Below are 17,143 nucleotides of genomic sequence, written 5' to 3'. Positions count from 1 at the left end.
ACCGGAGGCTAGGACGATGCGGCTTTTCCTGCAACGGCTGGCGGCTTCTGGACGCTCAGCTGCGCAAATTTCCTGTTGGTATCCGCGATCTCGCCCATCATCCATTCGCGGAAGGCGCGGACGGGAACCGTTTCCTTCTGCCCCTTGCCGCGCACGATCCAGTAATGCCAATGGTCCTTCATGTCGAATTGGAAGGGCCGCACTAGCCAGCCCTCGAGGATCGAGTCGGTGGCGAGCACCTGGTCGGTGAGCGCAAAACCCTGGCCGGCCTCCGCCGCCTCGATGGCGAGGTGGTTCTGGAACAGCGTGCCCCGCCAATCTTCGACGCCTGAGACGCCTGCGGCGGCGAGCCAGTCCGCCCACCATTGTTTGCGCGATTCATGAAGCAGGTTGAAGGCCGAGAGCTCGATGGGCTTCAGCTCTGTCCGGCCCTTCAGCAGCTTTGGCGCGCAGACGGGGAAGATCATGGCGTCGGTGAGCTTCTGCGCCTCGACGTCATCCCAATGGCCCGCGCCATAGCGGATGCCGACATCGGCCTCGCCGGAGCGGAAGTCGGCGAGCTTGCTGGTCGGGTCGATGGAGAGTTCGATGTCCGGGTGCAATTCGTTGAAACGGCCGAGGCGCGGCACCAGCCAGCGCGAGGCGATGGAAGGCTCCACCGTTACCTTGAGCTGGCGCACGTCCCCGACGGCGGCAGCCTCACGCGTGGCATCGGCCAGCTGGTCGAAAAGGGGGGTGAGGCGGGCGGCAAAGCGGCGTCCGGCCTCGGTCAGTTCCACGCCGCGGCCGGTGCGCAGGAAGAGGGAGGTGCCCAGCCAGTTCTCGAGGTCACGCACGTGGCGGCTGATGGCGGCATGGGTGACGAACAAATCGGCAGCCGCATCCGTGAAGCTCTCGAGCCGGGCGGCAGCTTCGAAAGCCTTGAGCGCGTTCAGCGATGGCAAACGGCGTCCCACCGGCCCACCTGTGAGTTTTTATTACAGGCAGCGTAGATTAATGCCGTTTGCGTTGCAAGAGCGAAAGAACGATATAGATGTCATCAAGACCAGCTGATTTGAAACCCGAGGAGAGATATCATGAACTGGATTTTGGACACCTATTCAAACGTTTATAAGACTGCCATGATGCAGTCAAATGACGCTGAGCATCATGCTGCGCCTGCGAAGGAGCGCGTCCATGCCCGTCCTGCCCCGCTGTTCGGTCTGCTCAAGCGCCGCTAACAAATTCCAGCGGCTCGGCCTTATGTGGCCGGGTCCGTTGCCTCAGCCGCAGCCACCAGGTCGACTTCGACCACCAGCCGCTCATCCGCCAGGCCTGCCACGATGAGAAGCGTCGCGGCGGGCCTGTGTCCTTTCAGGAAGCGGTCCCGCGTGGCGCGGTAGATGCCGAGGTGGGAGCGCTCGGTGATGTAGCAATGCGCGTCCACGATGTGGCGGTGGTCCATGCCGGCGGCGGCCAGAACCGCGAGGGCGTTCTCCCACGCAAGTTCGTGTTGGCGGGCGGGGTCGGCCGGGATCTGACCGTCCAGCGTCACCCCCACCTGGCCGGACACATGTACCACGCGATGTCCCGGCGGGATTTCGATCCCCTGGGCATAATCGGAAAGTGGTTTAGGGGCGGTGCCGGTCTCAAGGGTTCGGATCATCGCGGTCTCCACGATACTTTTTCGGTCTATATGTAAGTTTTCAGCCTATGACGCTTGCGCAAGAACAAAAAGAGAACTATAGAAGCATTGTGGATAAGGCTGTGTGCGCCGCTGTGCGCCATGCCGTCAGCGATTAGGGTGCCCGGAAAGCGAGGAGTGGTGTCATGGCAGGATCGGTGAACAAGGTCATTCTCGTCGGCAATCTGGGCCGCGACCCGGAAGTGCGACACACTCAGGATGGCAAGCCCATCGTCAACCTGTCGATTGCAACCTCGGAATCCTGGCGCGACCGCAACACCGGCGAGCGCAAGGAAAAGACCGAGTGGCACCGCGTGGTGATCTTCAGTGAAGGACTTGCCAAGGTTGCTGAGCAATATCTCAAGAAGGGTTCGACCGTTTACATCGAAGGCCAGCTGCAGACGCGCAAGTACACCGACAAGGATGGCGTCGAGAAATATTCGACCGAAATCGTGCTGCAGGGCTTCAACAGCGTGCTCACCATGATCGGCGGCCGTGGTGGCGCGGGCGAGGGGGCAGGCGGCGGTTACGGCGGCGGCGACGAGTTTGGCCAGTCTGGCCCGATGGACCGTCCGCGTGGCGGCGCTGGCGGAAAGGCCACGATTCCGGCCCGCGACCTCGACGACGAAGTGCCGTTCTGAGGCGCTGCCCGAAGGGCAGAAGCGGGCTCTTTCCGGATGCGCGGAAAAGCGGTGTTTAGGCCCGAAAATCAACAGCTTTTCATTGTGCCGGCGGGCCCCGCCACCTAAGTTGGTTAGACCGCCGAATCGTTGCCTAGCCGGCTTCGGTCCGGAGCTTTTTCCCAGGGCTAGCTTGCAGGTTTTCCGTGGCCGATAACGACGACGAGAAGGGCACCCCCCCGCCCTCCAATCCTTCCGAGATCGCGCCCATCTCCATCGAAGAGGAGATGCGCAAGAGCTATCTCGATTACGCGATGAGCGTCATCGTCAGCCGCGCGCTTCCTGACGTGCGCGACGGGTTGAAGCCGGTCCACCGGCGCATCCTATACACCATGGACGAGAATGGCTTCTCGCCTGACAAGCCATACAAGAAATCGGCCCGTGTGGTCGGTGACGTGATGGGCAAGTATCACCCGCACGGCAACATCGCGATATACGATGCGCTTGTGCGCATGGCGCAGAGCTTTTCACTGCGGCTCCCGCTCATCGATGGCCAGGGGAATTTCGGCTCGGTTGACGGCGACCCGCCAGCGGCAGACCGTTACACGGAGGCTCGCCTTGCGAAGGCTGCTGTTCCGCTGCTCGACGACCTGGACAAGGACACGGTGGACTTCCAGCTAAACTACTCGAATGAATTCCGCGAACCTACGGTTCTTCCCGCCAAGTATCCCAACCTGCTGGTCAACGGTTCGGGCGGCATCGCCGTCGGCATGGCCACCAACATGGCGCCGCATAATCTGGGCGAGGCGATCGACGCCTGCATCGCGGTGATCGACAATCCGGAGATCGGCATCGACGATCTGATCGGGATCGTTCCGGGTCCGGACTTTCCCACGGGCGGCCTGATCCTCGGCCGGGCGGGCATCAAGTCGGCGGCGCACACCGGGCGCGGTTCCGTCGTTATGCGGGCCCGGGTCGAGGTGGAGGAAGTCCGCAAGGAACGCGAGGCGCTGATCGTCACCGAGATCCCCTATCAGGTGAACAAGGCGCTGATGATCGAGCGCATTGCGGAACTCGTCCGCGAGAAAAAGCTCGAGGGCATTTCCGACATCCGCGACGAGTCCGACCGCCAGGGCATGCGCGTCGTCATCGAGCTGAAGCGCGATGCGATGGCCGAGATCGTGCTGAACCAGCTCTATCGCTTCACGCCGCTGCAATCGACTTTCGGCATCAACAACGTCTGCCTGACAGGCGGCCGGCCCGAGCTGCTGAACCTGAAAGACCTGCTTCAGGCCTTCGTGACCTTCCGCGAGGAAGTCGTCACCCGCCGCACCAAGTTCCTGCTCAACAAGGCGCGCGACCGTGCGCATGTTTTGGTGGGTCTTGCCATTGCGGTCGCGAACATTGACGAGGTGATTCACCTCATCCGCACCTCGAAAGACGCGGCAGAGGCCCGCGAAGCTCTGATGGCGCGCGACTGGCCGGCCAAGGACATGGCGCCCCTCGTCGCGCTCATTGCCGATCCGCGCCATGCGCTGACGGAAGAGGGCACTTATCGTCTTTCGGAGGAGCAGGCCCGCGCCATTCTCGATTTGCGCCTGCAGCGCCTCACCGCTCTGGGCCGCGACGAGATCGGGGAGGAGCTGCAGAATCTCGCGGAGGAGATAAAGGACTACCTTGCGATCCTGCGCTCGCGCGCCCGCGTGTTCGGCATCATCAAGGATGAGCTCGCCGAAATTCGGAACGAGTTCGCCACCCCGCGCCGCACCGAGATTGTGGAGAATGAAGGCGAGGTCGAGGACGAGGACCTGATCCAGCGCGAGGACATGGTCGTCACGGTGAGCCACGCAGGTTATGTGAAGCGCGTGCCGCTCTCGACCTATCGCGCGCAGCGCCGCGGCGGCAAGGGCCGCGAGGCAGGCGGCACGCGCGAGGAGGATTTCGTAACGAAGCTGTTCGTCGCCTCGACCCACACGCCGATCCTGTTCTTCTCCTCCGCCGGCATGGTCTACCGCCTCAAGGTCTGGCGCCTGCCGCTGGGGACGCCGCAATCGCGCGGCAAGGCGCTGATCAACCTGCTGCCGCTGGAGCAGGACGAGCGCATAACCACCATCCTGCCCATGCCGGAGACGGCGGCGGAGGCTGAGGACCAGTTCCTCATGTTCGCCACGCGCTCCGGCACGGTGCGCCGCAACGAGATTTCGGATTTCGAGCAGATCAATCGCGCGGGCAAGATTGCCATGAAGCTGGACGACGGCGACATGATCGCCGGCGTCGAAGTCTGCACCGAGAGGGATGACGTGCTGCTCACCACAGCGCAGGGCCAGTGCATCCGCTTCCCCGTCGGGGAGGTTCGCGTCTTCAAGGGCCGTGATTCGACGGGCGTGCGCGGCATTAGGCTTGAGGGGGAGGATCACCTCATATCCATGTCGATCCTGCGGCATGTCAAGGCGACGCCGGATGAGCGCGCAGCATTCATCAAGATGTCGCGCGCCGTGGCAGGCGAGGAGCAGGACGCCAGTGGCAGCGACGAGGAGGCCTCCTCCGAGACGACCCTCGCCCAAGAGCGCTTTGCCGAGATGAGTGCGGCGGAGCAGGTGATCCTGACGGTTTCCGCCAATGGCTACGGCAAGCGCACCTCGTCCTACGAATACCGCATCACCGGCCGCGGCGGCAAAGGCATCGTCGCTATGGCAGTGAACGAGCGCAACGGACCGCTGGTGGCGAGCTTCCCGGTGGAGGACGCGGACCAGATCATGCTGGTGACGGACGGCGGACAGTTGATCCGCACCCCCGTCAATGGCATCCGTAAGGCTGGGCGATCCACCCAGGGCGTTATCATCATAAATGCGGCGGATGATAAGCACGTGGTCTCCGTCGAGCACATCACCGAGGAGGATGGCGACGAGAGCGAGGCTTTATGATTATCGTCCTCTCCTGATTTGGCGGGAGAAGACACTTGGAAGCGGCATGTTCCCTCGGGCTTGCCATTGCAGTAGAGTTGTGTGAGTTGGGGAAGCTGACAATGACCTTCGAATCCTACCTCGCCTTCACGGCCGCCGCCGCGGCGCTGGCCTTCGTGCCGGGGCCGACGGTGACGGTCATCATCGCCAACAGCCTGCGCTACGGTCACCGGGCTGGGCTCATGAACGTCGCCGGCACGCAAGCAGGCTTCGTCATCTGGCTGGCGATTGCTGCGCTGGGGCTGGGGGCCGCAATCAGTTTGATGGGCGTCTGGTTCGACGTGCTGCGCTGGGCGGGTGCACTCTACCTCGTCTGGCTGGCAATCAAGCTGTTCCGCTCCAATGGCGATCTTGCGGTGGCGGTGGACCGGGCCAGGCCCAGGGGCAGCTTCTTCCTGCAAGGCCTCTTCGTCATCATGTCCAACCCCAAGATGCTGGTGCTGTTCGGGGCGCTGATCCCGCCCTTCATCACACCCGATGCGTCCGCTATGCAGCAGATCCTGCTGCTGGGCGCTACTTTCATGGCGATCGCCGGCTTTGGCGACGTGATGTATGCGCTGATGGCGGGCAAGGCCGGCAGCTTGCTGTCGCGCTCGCGCATCCGCGCGCTGGAAATCGTCAGCGGCTGCTTCCTAATGGGCGGCGGCTTCTGGATGGCGCTGAGAGGACGTTGAGATGGCACGCACCGGTTTCTACCCCGGCTCCTTCGACCCCGTCACTTACGGCCATCTCGACATCATCACCCGGGCGGCGCGGCTTGTCGACACGCTGGTGCTGGGCGTCGGCGTGCATCATGGAAAGCAGGCGCTGATCCCGGCCGGCATCCGCATCGCGCTGCTCGAACAGGTGACCAAGCCCATTGCGGAGCACACCGGCGTCAAGATCGCGGTCACCACCTTCAACGGGCTCGCGGTGGATGCGGCGCGCAAGACCCATGCGGGCGTCATCATTCGCGGTCTCCGGGATGCGACCGACTTCGACTATGAGGTCCAGATGGGCCAGATGAACGGGGCCATGGCGCCCGACATTGAGACGGTTTTCCTTGCTGCCTCGCCGGCCACCCGCATGATTGCCTCTTCGCTGGTGAAGCAGATTGCCCTGATGGGGGGGGACATCACGCTGTTCATCCCGAAGGAGGCGCAGGAGGTGATCGCAGGGGCGCTAGCCAAGCCTTCGCATTGACATTTTGTTCCTGTCCCCTCAGGAACGGCATAGATAACAATGGGAGTTACCATGATCCGGAAACTGGCACTGGCCGCGTTTGCCGCGGGCCTCATCGCAACCCCGGCGCTGGCCGCCGGGAAGCTCAAGGTGGAGATCAGCAAGGGCTGCTCCTTCGACATCATGCTCAGACCGGACCTCGCGCCCAAGCACGTGGCGCAGATAACCCAGCTGGCCAAGGAGGGCTTCTACAACGGCATCGTCTTCCACCGCGTGATTGAAGGCTTCATGGCCCAGACGGGCGACCCGACGGGCACCGGCATGGGCGGCTCCAAGCTCCCCGACATCAAGGCGGAATTCACCCAGGAGCCGTTCAAGCGCGGCACCGTGGGCATGGCCCGCTCGTCCGACCCCGATTCCGGCAACAGTCAGTTCTTCATCATGTTCGCGCCGGGTGACTTCCTGAACGGGCAGTATACGGTCTGGGGCCAGATCGATGAACAAGGCATGGCCTGCGTCGACAAGATCGAGCGCGGCGAGCCGCCGGCGAACCCCGACAAGATGGTCAAGGTCATGGTGGAGTAAGAACATGGCCGAACCCGAAAACACCCTCTATCTCGACGTGGCCAACGCCAAGGGCGAGCCCAAGGGCCGCGTCACCATCGAACTCCGCCCCGACCTGGCGCCGAACCACGTCGCCCGCATCAAGGAACTGGCCCGCGAGGGCGCATATAACGGTGTCGTATTCCACCGCGTTATTGAGGGCTTCATGGCCCAGGGCGGCGACGTGCAGTATGGCAACACCACGTCAGCCAGCTTCAGCCCCGGCAGCGCCGGCACGGGCAGCTCCAAGAAGCCGAACCTGAAGCAGGAATTCTCGCGTGAGCCGCATGTCCGCGGCGTCTGCTCCATGGCGCGCTCGCAGAACCCAGATTCGGCCAACAGCCAGTTCTTCATCTGCTTCGATGACGCCACCTTCCTTGACCGCCAGTACACAGTGTGGGGCAAGGTGACGGACGGCATGGACATCGTCGACGGCATCAAGCGCGGCGAACCCGTGCGCGAGCCGGACAAGATCGCCAGGATGCAGGTCGCCGCGGACGCCAATTAACATCCGGCCGCTTCCCTTCTCCCCTCGCAAGACGAGGGGAGAAGGGCGGCACGTTGAGGGGCGTTTCATGCGCGTCTCCGACTTCGATTTCGAATTGCCGCCGGAGCGGATCGCTCTCCGGCCCGCGTCCCCGCGCGACTCATCCAAACTGCTGGTGGTCCGGCACGACGCCCTTAAGGACCGCATTTTCCGCGATCTTCCCAACCTTCTGCGCGCAGGCGATGTGCTGGTGTTCAACAACACCCGAGTTATCCCAGCGGCACTCTCAGGCCATCGGACCGGTCGCCTCGGCACCACGCCCAAGATCGAGGCGCTGCTGCATATGCGGCTCGACGGGAGCCGGTGGAAGGCTTTCGTGAAGCCCGCCAAGAAGCTGGAGAAGGGTGACCGGGTCCGCTTTGGTGGCGAGGGAAAAGCCCGTCTTCTCGATACCTTGGAGGCGACAGTTGAGGAAAGAGGCGAGGCGGGCGAGGTGACGCTTGCCTTCGATTCCCACGGTCCCGCGCTGGACGAGGCCATCGCCGCGGTGGGCGAGATGCCGCTGCCGCCCTATATCGCCAGCAAGCGCGGCACGGACGAACAGGACAAGGCGGACTATCAGACGATCTATGCCGAGAAGGGGGGTGCGGTTGCCGCCCCGACGGCCGGGCTGCACTTCACGCCGCAGGTGATGGAGCGGCTGCAGACTGCTGGAATATCGCAGGAATTCGTCACGCTGCATGTCGGTGCGGGCACCTTCCTGCCGGTCAAGGCGGAGGACACCAGGGACCATAAGATGCATGCCGAGTGGGGGGAGGTGACGGCCGCCACCTGTGAGCGCCTCAAGGCGGCGCGGGCCAAGGGCGGGCGGATTGTGGCGGTGGGGACCACCTCGCTGCGCCTGCTCGAAAGCTCCGGGCTCGAGCCCTTCTCGGGCACGACGGAGATCTTCATCACCCCGGGCTACCGGTTCCGGGCCACGGACCTGCTGATCACCAATTTCCATCTGCCGAAGTCGACGCTGTTCATGCTGGTCTCGGCCTTCGCCGGGCTCGACCGCATGCGCCAGGCCTATGCCCATGCCATCGCCAATGACTATCGGTTCTATTCCTATGGCGACTCGAGCCTGCTATTCCCCGCGCCATGACTCTCCAAGAAGAGACCCCTGAATTCGGCTTCACGCTTCACGGCACGGACGGTACTGCCCGGCTCGGCTCGGTCCACACGCTCCATGGCGACATTCGCACCCCCGCCTTCATGCCGGTCGGCACGGTGGGCACGGTGAAGGGCCTCTACCTCGACCAGGTCGAGGGCACGGGGGCGGATATCATCCTTGGCAACACCTATCACCTGATGCTGCGGCCCGGGGCGGAGGAGGTGGCGAAGCTGGGGGGCCTCCATCATTTCATTGGCTGGAAGCGGCCGATCCTCACGGACTCCGGCGGATTTCAGATCATGTCGCTGTCCAAGATCCGCAAGATCACCGAGCAGTCGGCCATGTTCCAGTCCCACATCGACGGGCGGAAATACGAGCTTTCGCCGGAGCGGGCGATGGAGATCCAGCGCCTGCTGGGCTCCGACATCCAGATGCAGCTCGACCAGTGCATCCAATATCCCCACACCGAGAAGGAAGCCGAGAAGGCCATGCAGCTGTCGCTGCGCTGGGCCGAGCGTTCCAGCAAGGCCTTCGGGCGCCAGCCGGGGCGGGGCAATTTCGGCATCGTGCAGGGCGGCATCAACCAGAAGCTCCGCAAGGAAAGTGCCGAGGGGCTGAAGGCGATCGGCTTCGAGGGCTATGCCATCGGCGGCCTCGCCGTGGGCGAGGGGCACCATCTGATGCTCGAGGCCATCGAGCACACCATTCCGCATCTGCCGGAGGACCGGCCGCGCTACCTGATGGGGGTGGGCACACCGGAGGACATTCTTGAGTCGGTGGCGCGGGGCATCGACATGTTCGATTGCGTGCTGCCCACGAGGTCCGGCCGCCATGGCCAGGCCTTCACCCGCTTCGGCAAGATCAACCTCCGGAATGCCAGGCACGCGGATGATCCGCGCCCGCTGGACCCGGAGCATCCGTGCCCGGCGCTGTCGCAGTATTCCCGGGCCTATCTGCACCACCTGATCCGTTCGGGTGAGCTTCTCGGCATGATGCTCCTGTCCTGGGCCAACATCGCCTATTACCAGTCGCTGATGCAGGCCATCCGGGCGGCCATCTCGGAAAACCGCTTCGAGGATTTTCGGCTTGCGACGAAGGAACAGTGGAAGCGCGGCGATATCGCGTCATAATCGCCCGAAACTTGGGAGGACAATATGAAGCTTTCGGACGAGGTGATCATTCCCGTGCCCCGCCAGAAGGTTTGGGCTGCGCTCAACGACCCTGAGGTGCTGCGCCAGGCCATTCCCGGCTGCGAGGAGATTGTCAAGAAATCCGACACCGAGATGGAAGCCAAGGTGACGGTGAAGCTGGGACCCGTGAAGGCGAGCTTCAAAGGTGCGGTCACCCTGTCCGATCTCGACCCGCCCAATGGCTATCGCATTTCGGGCGAGGGCAAGTCGATGATGGGCGGGGCCATCGGCGGCGCCAATGTGCGTCTTGAGGAGGTGCCCGAGGGCACCAAGATGATCTATGACGTCGATGCCCAGGTGACCGGCAAGATCGCCAGCCTCGCCCAGCGCTTCATCGAGCCGACGGCCCGGCAGCTTTCCGCCCAGTTCTTCGAAAGCTTCGCCAAGCTCGCCGTCAGCGAGCCGGGCTGATCACCTCCCCGGGCGCGGTGTTCGGGGTTCCAAATCAAGCGCAGAAACTCGCCCCCACGTGCATGTGCAGGTGAAGGCGAGTTGTGCCAGCCCCGGCTTCAAGTCGATCGGTATTCCCGCAGTCCGCAATCACTCTACGAAGGTACAGCGATCATCGACACCGAGATCGCCAATCGTCTTGCCAGCGGGAACTTGAACACCATTATTGACAATCGTGATTTTGCCTGCGTTGTCCGCACTCGCCTCTGAATTGGGCCAGCACCACAGTTCGCCATCGCCCGCATTGAATGCATCGGGAATGGCGTTCGGGCCATCCCAACCCTGAATCATGAACGTGTTTCCGGGACCGGATATGATGTCGGCGGAACTGTTGCCCGACAAGGACGAGCCGCCACCGATTTCGACGTTAGACAGCACTGCATCGATGCCTGTGCCGCCGTTACCCGTGATGGCGGCGGTTCTCAGAACGAGCATGCTGTGATTGGCGCCAACACCCCGGTTTGACATGCCGCTGATCTTCAAGTTGTTGGCGTCACCCGTCTTGTTGTCGAGGTAGGCGGAGCAGCCGGAGGAGAGGTCGAGCCCCCTGTAACTATCCTTGATCAGCACTTGCCCAGCGGTGCTCGCGTTCTTCCTGACGTCGATCCACAGGGAGCTGCCCACGCCGCAGCTGACCACCCCATCCTGTGCTGTCCGGCTGCTGGTGATGGTCGTTGTCGCGCCATCGGGGCCGCTTATGCGGTCTGGCCGGCCTTCGATCCGGAGCAGGCCGCGCTCCCAGATATTGATGCCTCCTTGAGTGCCCCCCGTCAGCCGCGAATTGCTGAGCCTGCCGGTTGAGCCCTGCCAGACGCCAAAGACGTAGTTCGCTTGCGGCGCAGAGAGCGTCGAGCCGAAAATCTCCAGCACACCCCCTTTCTCGACGGACACCAAGACGTCCGCCGTGCCGCTCGGGTTGACGATATTCATCGAATAGATATTAGTTCTTCCAATCGAGTTCACAGTGTCCCAGGCGCCATTTGCGGCTGTGATCGTGGCGCCGGACTTGCCGACCAGGTAGATCGTCTTGCCGGCCGGTATCTCCAAATTCTCCACGCAGTTGCCCGTCACGTTGATCGTCGTCTCGGAGCCGGCCTTGGCTTTGTCGATCGCCGCCTGTAGCTTTTTCTTGGCGGAGCAAGCGACGTTCACCGTCGGCCTGTCAACCGCCAGCGCCTGGCCCGCGGTCAAAGCCATCAACACACCCGCACTTCCCAAAATGAACCACTTCATCTGTCAGCCTCCCATTTTGCGGAAACTTCACTATACACGTAAGACCGGTCAGAGTCTGTGACAGCCATCACAGATGACAAAATAAATATATGCGGCCTGCTTGATGTGAAAGGCGGTGCGCGGATTGCGGGAAGTCTTGGGTGCTTACGCGCGACGCGTGTCGTTCGCGTCTCGCCCCCTCGGAGCGAGCGCGCCGGATGACCTTACTTCCCCGAGCCACCCGTATGCTCGCCCTCGCGCGTCAGGTAATAGGCGGCAAGGATCGGCAGGAAAGTGACGGCAATCACAATCAGCGCCACCACATTGGTGACCGGGCGCTGGCGCGGGCGGATCAGCTCGTTCAGCATCCAGATCGGCAATGTCGCCTGCTGGCCCGCGGTGAAGGTCGTCACGATCACCTCGTCGAAGGACAGCGCGAAGGCCAGCATGCCGCCGGCCAGCAGGGCGGAGCCGATCTGCGGCAGGATCACATGCCGGAAGGTCTGCGGCCCGTTTGCGCCCAGATCCATCGAGGCCTCGATCATGCTGCCCGAGAGGCGGCGGAAGCGGGCGAGCGCATTGTTGTAGACCACCACGATGCAGAAGGTGGCGTGGCCCAGCACGATGGTCCAGGTCGAGAACGGGATCGACATGATGTCGAAGGCCGAGCGCAGTGCGATGCCGGTGATGATGCCGGGGAGCGCGATCGGCAGGATGAAGAGGAGCGAGATCGAATCCTTGCCGAAGAAACGGGCGCGCCACAGGGCGGCGGCGGCCAGCGTGCCGAGCACCAGCGCAATCAGCGTGGCCAGCACCGCCACCTGCAGCGAGAGCCAGAGCGGCCCCCAGATATCCGGCCGGTCGAACCAGGCGGCCTGGAACCAGCGCAGCGTCAGCCCCGGGGGCGGGAACTGAAAGCTCTTCTCCTCCGTGGTGAAGGCATAGAGGATGATCAGCGCCAGCGGAATGTGCAGGAACAGCAGGCCGCCGATGGCAGCTGCCTTGAGCGGGAGCGTAGCGCCGCGTTCAGAGCGCATCGAAGGCTCCCATGCGGCGGGCGATCGTGAGGTAGAACCCCATGATGACGACCGGAACCACGGTGAAGGCGGCGGCCAGCGGAATGTCGCCCGCGGTGCCCTGCAGCGCATAGACCGCGGTGCCGATGAAGGGCCGCGAATTGCCGACAATCTGCGGAATGATGTAGTCGCCCAGCGTCAGCGAGAAGGTGAAGATCGAGCCCGCGATCACCCCGGGCAGCGCGAGGGGGAGGATCACCGTCCGGAAGGTTTGGCGCGGCGAGGCGCCCAAGTCGGCCGAGGCTTCGATGAAATTCTTCGGCACGCGCTCCAATGCGGCCTGCGTCGGCAGGATCATGTAGGGAAGCCAGATATAGACGAAGACGATGAAGGTGCCGATATAGCTGAAGGACAGGGAGGACCCCCCGATCACCGGCACGGCCAGCAGCGCGTCCAGCAGCCAGCCTATATGCAGCTTCTCCGCCATCCAGGTGATGATCCCTTCCTTGGCGAGGATCAGCTTCCAGGCATAGACCTTGACGAGATAGCTTGACCATAGCGGCATCATGACCGCGAGGTAGAACAGCGCCTTCCAGCCGCCCTTCGCATAGCGCGCCGCGTAATAGGCGATGGGGAAGGCGAGGATGGCGCTGGCCATGGTGACGACCGCCGCCATAACCGCCGTGCGCAGGATGATCGTCAGGTTCGAGGCGGTGAAAAGGTGCCCGTAGGTGGTGAGGGTAAACTCGTGGACGACAAGGCCTGAGAATTCATCGAGCGAGTAGAAGCTCTGCAGCAGCAGCGCGAAAAGCGAGCCGAGGTAGACGATGCCGATCCACAACAACGGCGGCAGCAGCAGCGCGAGAGTGAGCAGCCCCGAATGGCGGTAGAAGAAATCCGAAAGCCCGCCGCGCGGGTCCGTGGTGGCGGCGCTCATGCAGCATCCATTGCGACGAGGTTGTCGGCGCTCCATGCGAGTGTAACCGTTTCCCCTTCCTGAATGGCCGTGAGACCCGCCGGCAGAGCTGCCGCAATGCGGGTGCCGTTCGCATCGACGGCCACGCGTGTCATGGCGCCCTGATAGTTCACGGAGGCGACACGGCCCATGATGCCAAACTGGCCACTGGGCAGCGCCTCATCGGGGCTTACGATACGAATCTTTTCCGGCCGCAGGCTGGTCCAGGCACGGGTTCCGCCATGGGCAGCGGCAAAGTCCGGCGGCAGCACGTTGGAGGAGCCGACGAAATCGGCGACGAAGCGCGAGCGCGGACGCTCATAGACGTCTGCCGGCGAGCCCGCTTGTACGATCCGGCCGTCGTTGAAGATCGCCACCCGGTTGGCCATGGAGAGCGCTTCGCCCTGGTCATGGGTGACGAAGACGAAGGTGATGCCGAGCTGCTTCTGCAGCGCCTTCAGCTCCTCCTGCATCTGTTCGCGGAGCTTGAGATCGAGCGCGCCAAGGGGCTCGTCCAGCAGCAGCACCTTGGGCTGGTTGACAAGCGCCCGGGCGAGCGCCACGCGCTGGCGCTGGCCGCCCGAAAGCTGCGAGGGCCGGCGCTGCTCGAAGCCCCTGAGCTTGACCATGGCGAGCGCGTCAAGCGCCTTGGCCTCGCGCTCGGGCCGCGAGACACCCTTGATCATCAGGCCATAGGCGACGTTCTCGCCCACCGTCATGTGCGGGAACAGCGCATAGTCCTGGAACACGGTATTGACATTACGCTTGTAAGGCGGGAGTCCCTCTGCGGTCTCGCCGAAGATTTCGATATGGCCCGACGTCGGCTGTTCGAAACCGGCGATGAGGCGCAGGCAGGTGGTCTTGCCTGAACCGGACGGCCCCAGCATGGCGAAGAACTCGCCCCGGGCAATGTCGAGGGACACGTCATCGACGGCCTTTACCTGGCCGAAGTGGCGTGACACGTGCTGGAAACTGACGGCTGCTGGCATGACGGGTCCTGAATTGAAGACCCCGGCCTCTCGAGGCCGGGGTCAAGCTCTTTCTGTCTCGAGCCTTACTGACTCATGACTTCGCGGTAGGCCTTGTCCCACTGCGAATAGGGAACGCAGCCGCCTTCCACGCCGCACTTCGCGGTGGGCGTGCGCCAGAACCAGATCTTGTCGAAGTTCTCGAAGCCATTGGTGGCGCAGCCGGCATCGGTCAGCAGCTCGTTGCCCTTGCAGGCGGCGGGGACCGACGGCACGGAGCCGAACCAGGCGGCAAGGTCGCCCTGAAGCTTGGGGTTAAGCGAGTGGTTCAGCCAAAGATAGGCGCAGTTCGGATGCGGCGCCTCGGCGTGCATCATGGTGGTGTCCGCCCAGCCGGTGGCGCCTTCCGCCGGAATGGTCGACGAGATGGGCTGCTTGTCCGCTTCGAGCAGGTTCACCTGGAACGGCCACGAGCCGGAGGCGACCACGCCCTCGTTCTTGAAGTCGTCGATCTGCACCATGGCGTCGTGCCAGTAGCGGCCCACGAGCTGGCGCTGGTTCTTGAGCAGCGCGATGACGGCGTCGAACTGCGCCTGGTTCAGCTCATAGGGGTTCTTGATGCCGAGCTCCGGCTTGGTCTTCATCAGGTACAGCGCGCCGTCGGCCACATAGATCGGTCCGTCGAACGCCTGGACGCGGCCCTTGTTGGACTTGCCGTCGGGCAGCGTCTGCTCCTCGAACACCACGGACCAGCTCTTCGGCGCGTCCTTGAAGACCTTGGTGTTGTAGGCCAGCACGTTGGGGCCCCACTGATAGGGAACGCCATAATGCACGCCATCGACCGTGTGCCAGGGCGCCTCCTTCAGGCGGTCGTCCAGCGTGCCCCAGTCCTTGATGAGCGAGATGTTGATCGGCTGCACCTTCTTGCCCGCGACGAGGCGCAGCGAAGCGTCGCCCGAGGCTGTCACGAGGTCGAAGCCTCCCTGGTTCATCAGGGTCACCATCTCATCCGAGGTGGCCGCGGTCTTGACGTTGACCTTGCAGCCCGTCTCCTTCTCGAAGGCGGTCACCCAGTCGTAGTTCTTGTCGGTCTCGCCGCGCTCGATATAGCCCGGCCATGCCACGATATCGACCTGGCCTTCGCCCGGGCCGATTTCCTTCCTGGCCTCCTGCGCCATGGCAATGCCCGCCACGGCGGCGAGGGCGGCAAGCGATGCGATCGCTGTCTTCATAAAGGTCATGTGTCTGCTCCCTGTTGGGCCCCTGTGCGCGTCTTGGCAGCACCCTCGGGTCCGTGTCATGTATTGTGACCCGAAGTGGACCCGAAGTTCAACCCCGGCAGAATTCTAGGTAAAACCATGCGCAGCGTCTGGATTACCTCTCCGCTCGCCATTCTGGCGGATGCTCCCGGGGGAATTGTGCTGCGCAACGGGCGGATTGCGGAGCTGCTGACCCTGGGGCAGAAGCCGTCGCAGCCTGTTGACGACGTTTTCGATGCATCGCAGCACGTGGTGTTGCCGGGCCTCGTCAACACGCATCACCACTTCTACCAGACGCTGACCCGCGCCCATCCGGACGCCATCAACAAGAAGCTGTTCGACTGGCTGAAGGCGCTCTACCCGGTGTGGGCGCGGCTGACGCCCGACTCGCTGCGGCTGGCCACCAGGCTGGCGCTGACAGAGCTTCTGATGTGCGGCGTCACCACCACCTCGGACCATCACTATCTCTTTCCAGATGGCCTCGATGACGCGATGGACATCCAGGTCGAGGAAGCGCGGCGGCTGGGCATGCGGATGACCGTCACGCGTGGGGCCATGAACCTTTCGGTGAAGGATGGCGGCCTGCCGCCGGACTCCGTTGTGCAGGACGAGGACACGATCCTCGCCGACTGCGAGCGGGTGATTGGCAAGTATCATCAGCAGGGCGAGAACGCGATGATCCAGATCGCGCTCGCCCCATGTTCACCCTTCAGTGTGACCAAGTCGCTGATGTGCGCCTGTGGCGCTCTGGCGGAGAAGCATGATTGCCGTCTCCACACGCACCTGGCCGAAACCCATGATGAGGACGCATTTTGCAGATCGATGTTCGGCATGAGTCCGCTCGATTACCTCGAGGATGTGGGCTGGCTCAATGACCGCACCTGGCTCGCCCATGGCATCCATTTTTCCGACGGAGACGTGAAACGGCTTGGCCAGCACGGGGTGGGCGTGTGCCATTGCCCCACGTCCAACATGGTGCTCGCGTCGGGCCAGTGCCGCACGCGCGAGCTCGAGGCCGCCGGCACGCCGGTGGGGCTCGGCGTCGACGGGTCCGCCTCGAACGACTCGTCCAACCTCATGGAGGGCGTGCGCCATGCGCTGATGATCAACCGCATGACCTATGACGCCTCCGTCACCCATCTCGATGCGCTGCGCTGGGCGACGCAAGGTTCCGCCCGCTGCCTCGGGCGCGGCGATATCGGCGAGATTGCCGTGGGCAAACAGGCGGACCTGGCGTTGTTCAAGCTCGACGAATTGCGTTTCTCGGGCGCCGGCGATCCGCTGGCGGCCCTTGTGCTCTGCGGGGCCCACAGGGCTGACCGGGTGATGGTTGCGGGCGCCTGGCGCGTCGTTGACGGGATGCCCGTCGGCGTCGATATCGAAGCGCTGCGGGCCGCGCATAGCGCTGCGGCGAAGCGCTTCCTGTGAGGGGACCCTGAG

The 17,143-nt window shown here is 63.5% G+C and carries 18 protein-coding genes; 11 read left to right on the top strand and 7 right to left on the bottom strand.

Going from position 1 to position 17,143, the window contains the following annotated elements; translation table 11 throughout:
* Positions 1–8: 8 nt before the first annotated feature.
* Complete coding sequence (gene gcvA, locus IOC82_RS16090; RefSeq protein ID WP_290547215.1) at positions 9–956, bottom strand: transcriptional regulator GcvA; 948 nt, start codon at positions 954–956, stop codon at positions 9–11.
* Between the two features lie 120 nt (positions 957–1,076).
* Between gcvA and IOC82_RS16085 the strand changes: the two genes are divergently transcribed.
* Positions 1,077–1,220 carry a hypothetical protein gene (locus IOC82_RS16085; RefSeq protein WP_290547214.1) on the top strand — a complete coding sequence of 48 codons (144 nt, stop codon included), beginning with the start codon at positions 1,077–1,079 and terminating at the stop codon, positions 1,218–1,220.
* A gap of 20 nt (positions 1,221–1,240) precedes the next feature.
* Here the strand turns inward: IOC82_RS16085 and IOC82_RS16080 are convergent, their stop codons facing one another.
* Positions 1,241–1,645 carry a RidA family protein gene (locus IOC82_RS16080; protein ID WP_290547213.1) on the bottom strand — a complete coding sequence of 135 codons (405 nt, stop codon included), beginning with the start codon at positions 1,643–1,645 and terminating at the stop codon, positions 1,241–1,243.
* A 164-nt stretch (positions 1,646–1,809) separates the two neighbouring features.
* On the opposite strand from IOC82_RS16080, the gene IOC82_RS16075 reads away from it, so the two are divergent.
* From IOC82_RS16075 to IOC82_RS16035, 9 genes are all read left to right on the top strand, one after another.
* Positions 1,810–2,304, top strand: coding sequence for a single-stranded DNA-binding protein (locus IOC82_RS16075; protein ID WP_290547212.1), 495 nt, complete (start codon positions 1,810–1,812; stop codon positions 2,302–2,304).
* A gap of 185 nt (positions 2,305–2,489) precedes the next feature.
* Positions 2,490–5,207, top strand: a complete 2,718-nt coding sequence (gene gyrA, locus IOC82_RS16070) for a DNA gyrase subunit A (RefSeq protein ID WP_290547211.1) — start codon at positions 2,490–2,492, stop codon at positions 5,205–5,207.
* Positions 5,208–5,308: 101 nt separating this feature from the next.
* Entirely contained in the window at positions 5,309–5,920 is a 612-nt protein-coding gene (locus IOC82_RS16065) for a LysE family translocator (RefSeq protein ID WP_290547210.1), read from the top strand.
* Position 5,921: 1 nt separating this feature from the next.
* On the top strand, positions 5,922–6,428 hold the full coding sequence (gene coaD, locus IOC82_RS16060) for a pantetheine-phosphate adenylyltransferase (protein WP_290547209.1): 507 nt from the start codon (positions 5,922–5,924) through the stop codon (positions 6,426–6,428).
* Between the two features lie 51 nt (positions 6,429–6,479).
* Positions 6,480–6,992, top strand: a complete 513-nt coding sequence (locus IOC82_RS16055) for a peptidylprolyl isomerase (RefSeq protein ID WP_290547208.1) — start codon at positions 6,480–6,482, stop codon at positions 6,990–6,992.
* A gap of 4 nt (positions 6,993–6,996) precedes the next feature.
* On the top strand, positions 6,997–7,518 hold the full coding sequence (locus IOC82_RS16050) for a peptidylprolyl isomerase (RefSeq protein WP_290547207.1): 522 nt from the start codon (positions 6,997–6,999) through the stop codon (positions 7,516–7,518).
* A 67-nt stretch (positions 7,519–7,585) separates the two neighbouring features.
* Complete coding sequence (queA, locus tag IOC82_RS16045) at positions 7,586–8,644, top strand: tRNA preQ1(34) S-adenosylmethionine ribosyltransferase-isomerase QueA (RefSeq protein WP_290547206.1); 1,059 nt, start codon at positions 7,586–7,588, stop codon at positions 8,642–8,644.
* Positions 8,641–9,783, top strand: a complete 1,143-nt coding sequence (gene tgt, locus IOC82_RS16040) for a tRNA guanosine(34) transglycosylase Tgt (protein ID WP_290547205.1) — start codon at positions 8,641–8,643, stop codon at positions 9,781–9,783. The genes queA and tgt overlap by 4 nt, the downstream gene beginning before the upstream one ends.
* 24 nt (positions 9,784–9,807) lie before the next feature.
* The gene (locus IOC82_RS16035; RefSeq protein ID WP_290547204.1) at positions 9,808–10,254 is read left to right on the top strand and encodes a CoxG family protein; all 447 of its coding nucleotides are present in this window, start codon (positions 9,808–9,810) and stop codon (positions 10,252–10,254) included.
* A gap of 129 nt (positions 10,255–10,383) precedes the next feature.
* Here the strand turns inward: IOC82_RS16035 and IOC82_RS16030 are convergent, their stop codons facing one another.
* The 5 genes from IOC82_RS16030 to IOC82_RS16010 all read right to left on the bottom strand — a co-directional run bounded on the left by IOC82_RS16030 (position 10,384) and on the right by IOC82_RS16010 (position 15,676).
* Positions 10,384–11,526 carry a hypothetical protein gene (locus tag IOC82_RS16030; RefSeq protein WP_290547203.1) on the bottom strand — a complete coding sequence of 381 codons (1,143 nt, stop codon included), beginning with the start codon at positions 11,524–11,526 and terminating at the stop codon, positions 10,384–10,386.
* Between the two features lie 203 nt (positions 11,527–11,729).
* Complete coding sequence (locus IOC82_RS16025) at positions 11,730–12,542, bottom strand: ABC transporter permease (protein ID WP_290547202.1); 813 nt, start codon at positions 12,540–12,542, stop codon at positions 11,730–11,732.
* A complete protein-coding gene (locus tag IOC82_RS16020) occupies positions 12,532–13,458 on the bottom strand; it encodes an ABC transporter permease (RefSeq protein ID WP_290547201.1) in 927 nt (308 codons plus the stop codon). Before IOC82_RS16020 ends, IOC82_RS16025 begins: the two co-directional genes overlap by 11 nt.
* Positions 13,455–14,465: an ABC transporter ATP-binding protein gene (locus IOC82_RS16015; RefSeq protein WP_290547200.1), complete on the bottom strand. Its 1,011-nt coding sequence runs from the start codon at positions 14,463–14,465 to the stop codon at positions 13,455–13,457. Before IOC82_RS16015 ends, IOC82_RS16020 begins: the two co-directional genes overlap by 4 nt.
* A gap of 65 nt (positions 14,466–14,530) precedes the next feature.
* Positions 14,531–15,676 carry an ABC transporter substrate-binding protein gene (locus IOC82_RS16010; RefSeq protein ID WP_290547255.1) on the bottom strand — a complete coding sequence of 382 codons (1,146 nt, stop codon included), beginning with the start codon at positions 15,674–15,676 and terminating at the stop codon, positions 14,531–14,533.
* A gap of 126 nt (positions 15,677–15,802) precedes the next feature.
* Here IOC82_RS16010 and IOC82_RS16005 point away from each other — a divergent pair, with 126 nt between their 5' ends.
* Entirely contained in the window at positions 15,803–17,131 is a 1,329-nt protein-coding gene (locus tag IOC82_RS16005; protein ID WP_290547199.1) for an 8-oxoguanine deaminase, read from the top strand.
* Positions 17,132–17,143: the final 12 nt, after the last annotated feature.

Origin of the sequence: Aestuariivirga sp., assembly GCF_020252395.1 — a bacterium.
In the GTDB taxonomy this organism is placed as follows: Bacteria; Pseudomonadota; Alphaproteobacteria; order Rhizobiales; family Aestuariivirgaceae; genus Aestuariivirga.
This window is presented reverse-complemented; position numbering and strand designations above follow the sequence as displayed.

Excerpts from the sequence above, each read along its gene's own strand:
- IOC82_RS16065 (WP_290547210.1), top strand. The coding sequence starts at position 5,309 with ATGACCTTCGAATCCTACCTCGCCTTCACGGCCGCCGCCGCGGCGCTG.
- coaD (WP_290547209.1), top strand. The coding sequence starts at position 5,922 with ATGGCACGCACCGGTTTCTACCCCGGCTCCTTCGACCCCGTCACTTAC.
- tgt (WP_290547205.1), top strand. The coding sequence starts at position 8,641 with ATGACTCTCCAAGAAGAGACCCCTGAATTCGGCTTCACGCTTCACGGC.
- IOC82_RS16015 (WP_290547200.1), bottom strand. The coding sequence starts at position 14,465 with ATGCCAGCAGCCGTCAGTTTCCAGCACGTGTCACGCCACTTCGGCCAG.
- IOC82_RS16075 (WP_290547212.1), top strand. The coding sequence starts at position 1,810 with ATGGCAGGATCGGTGAACAAGGTCATTCTCGTCGGCAATCTGGGCCGC.
- IOC82_RS16030 (WP_290547203.1), bottom strand. The coding sequence starts at position 11,526 with ATGAAGTGGTTCATTTTGGGAAGTGCGGGTGTGTTGATGGCTTTGACC.
- IOC82_RS16025 (WP_290547202.1), bottom strand. The coding sequence starts at position 12,542 with ATGCGCTCTGAACGCGGCGCTACGCTCCCGCTCAAGGCAGCTGCCATC.
- IOC82_RS16020 (WP_290547201.1), bottom strand. The coding sequence starts at position 13,458 with ATGAGCGCCGCCACCACGGACCCGCGCGGCGGGCTTTCGGATTTCTTC.
- IOC82_RS16080 (WP_290547213.1), bottom strand. The coding sequence starts at position 1,645 with ATGATCCGAACCCTTGAGACCGGCACCGCCCCTAAACCACTTTCCGAT.
- IOC82_RS16005 (WP_290547199.1), top strand. The coding sequence starts at position 15,803 with ATGCGCAGCGTCTGGATTACCTCTCCGCTCGCCATTCTGGCGGATGCT.
- IOC82_RS16055 (WP_290547208.1), top strand. The coding sequence starts at position 6,480 with ATGATCCGGAAACTGGCACTGGCCGCGTTTGCCGCGGGCCTCATCGCA.
- IOC82_RS16050 (WP_290547207.1), top strand. The coding sequence starts at position 6,997 with ATGGCCGAACCCGAAAACACCCTCTATCTCGACGTGGCCAACGCCAAG.
- queA (WP_290547206.1), top strand. The coding sequence starts at position 7,586 with ATGCGCGTCTCCGACTTCGATTTCGAATTGCCGCCGGAGCGGATCGCT.
- IOC82_RS16035 (WP_290547204.1), top strand. The coding sequence starts at position 9,808 with ATGAAGCTTTCGGACGAGGTGATCATTCCCGTGCCCCGCCAGAAGGTT.
- IOC82_RS16085 (WP_290547214.1), top strand. The coding sequence starts at position 1,077 with ATGAACTGGATTTTGGACACCTATTCAAACGTTTATAAGACTGCCATG.
- IOC82_RS16010 (WP_290547255.1), bottom strand. The coding sequence starts at position 15,676 with ATGAAGACAGCGATCGCATCGCTTGCCGCCCTCGCCGCCGTGGCGGGC.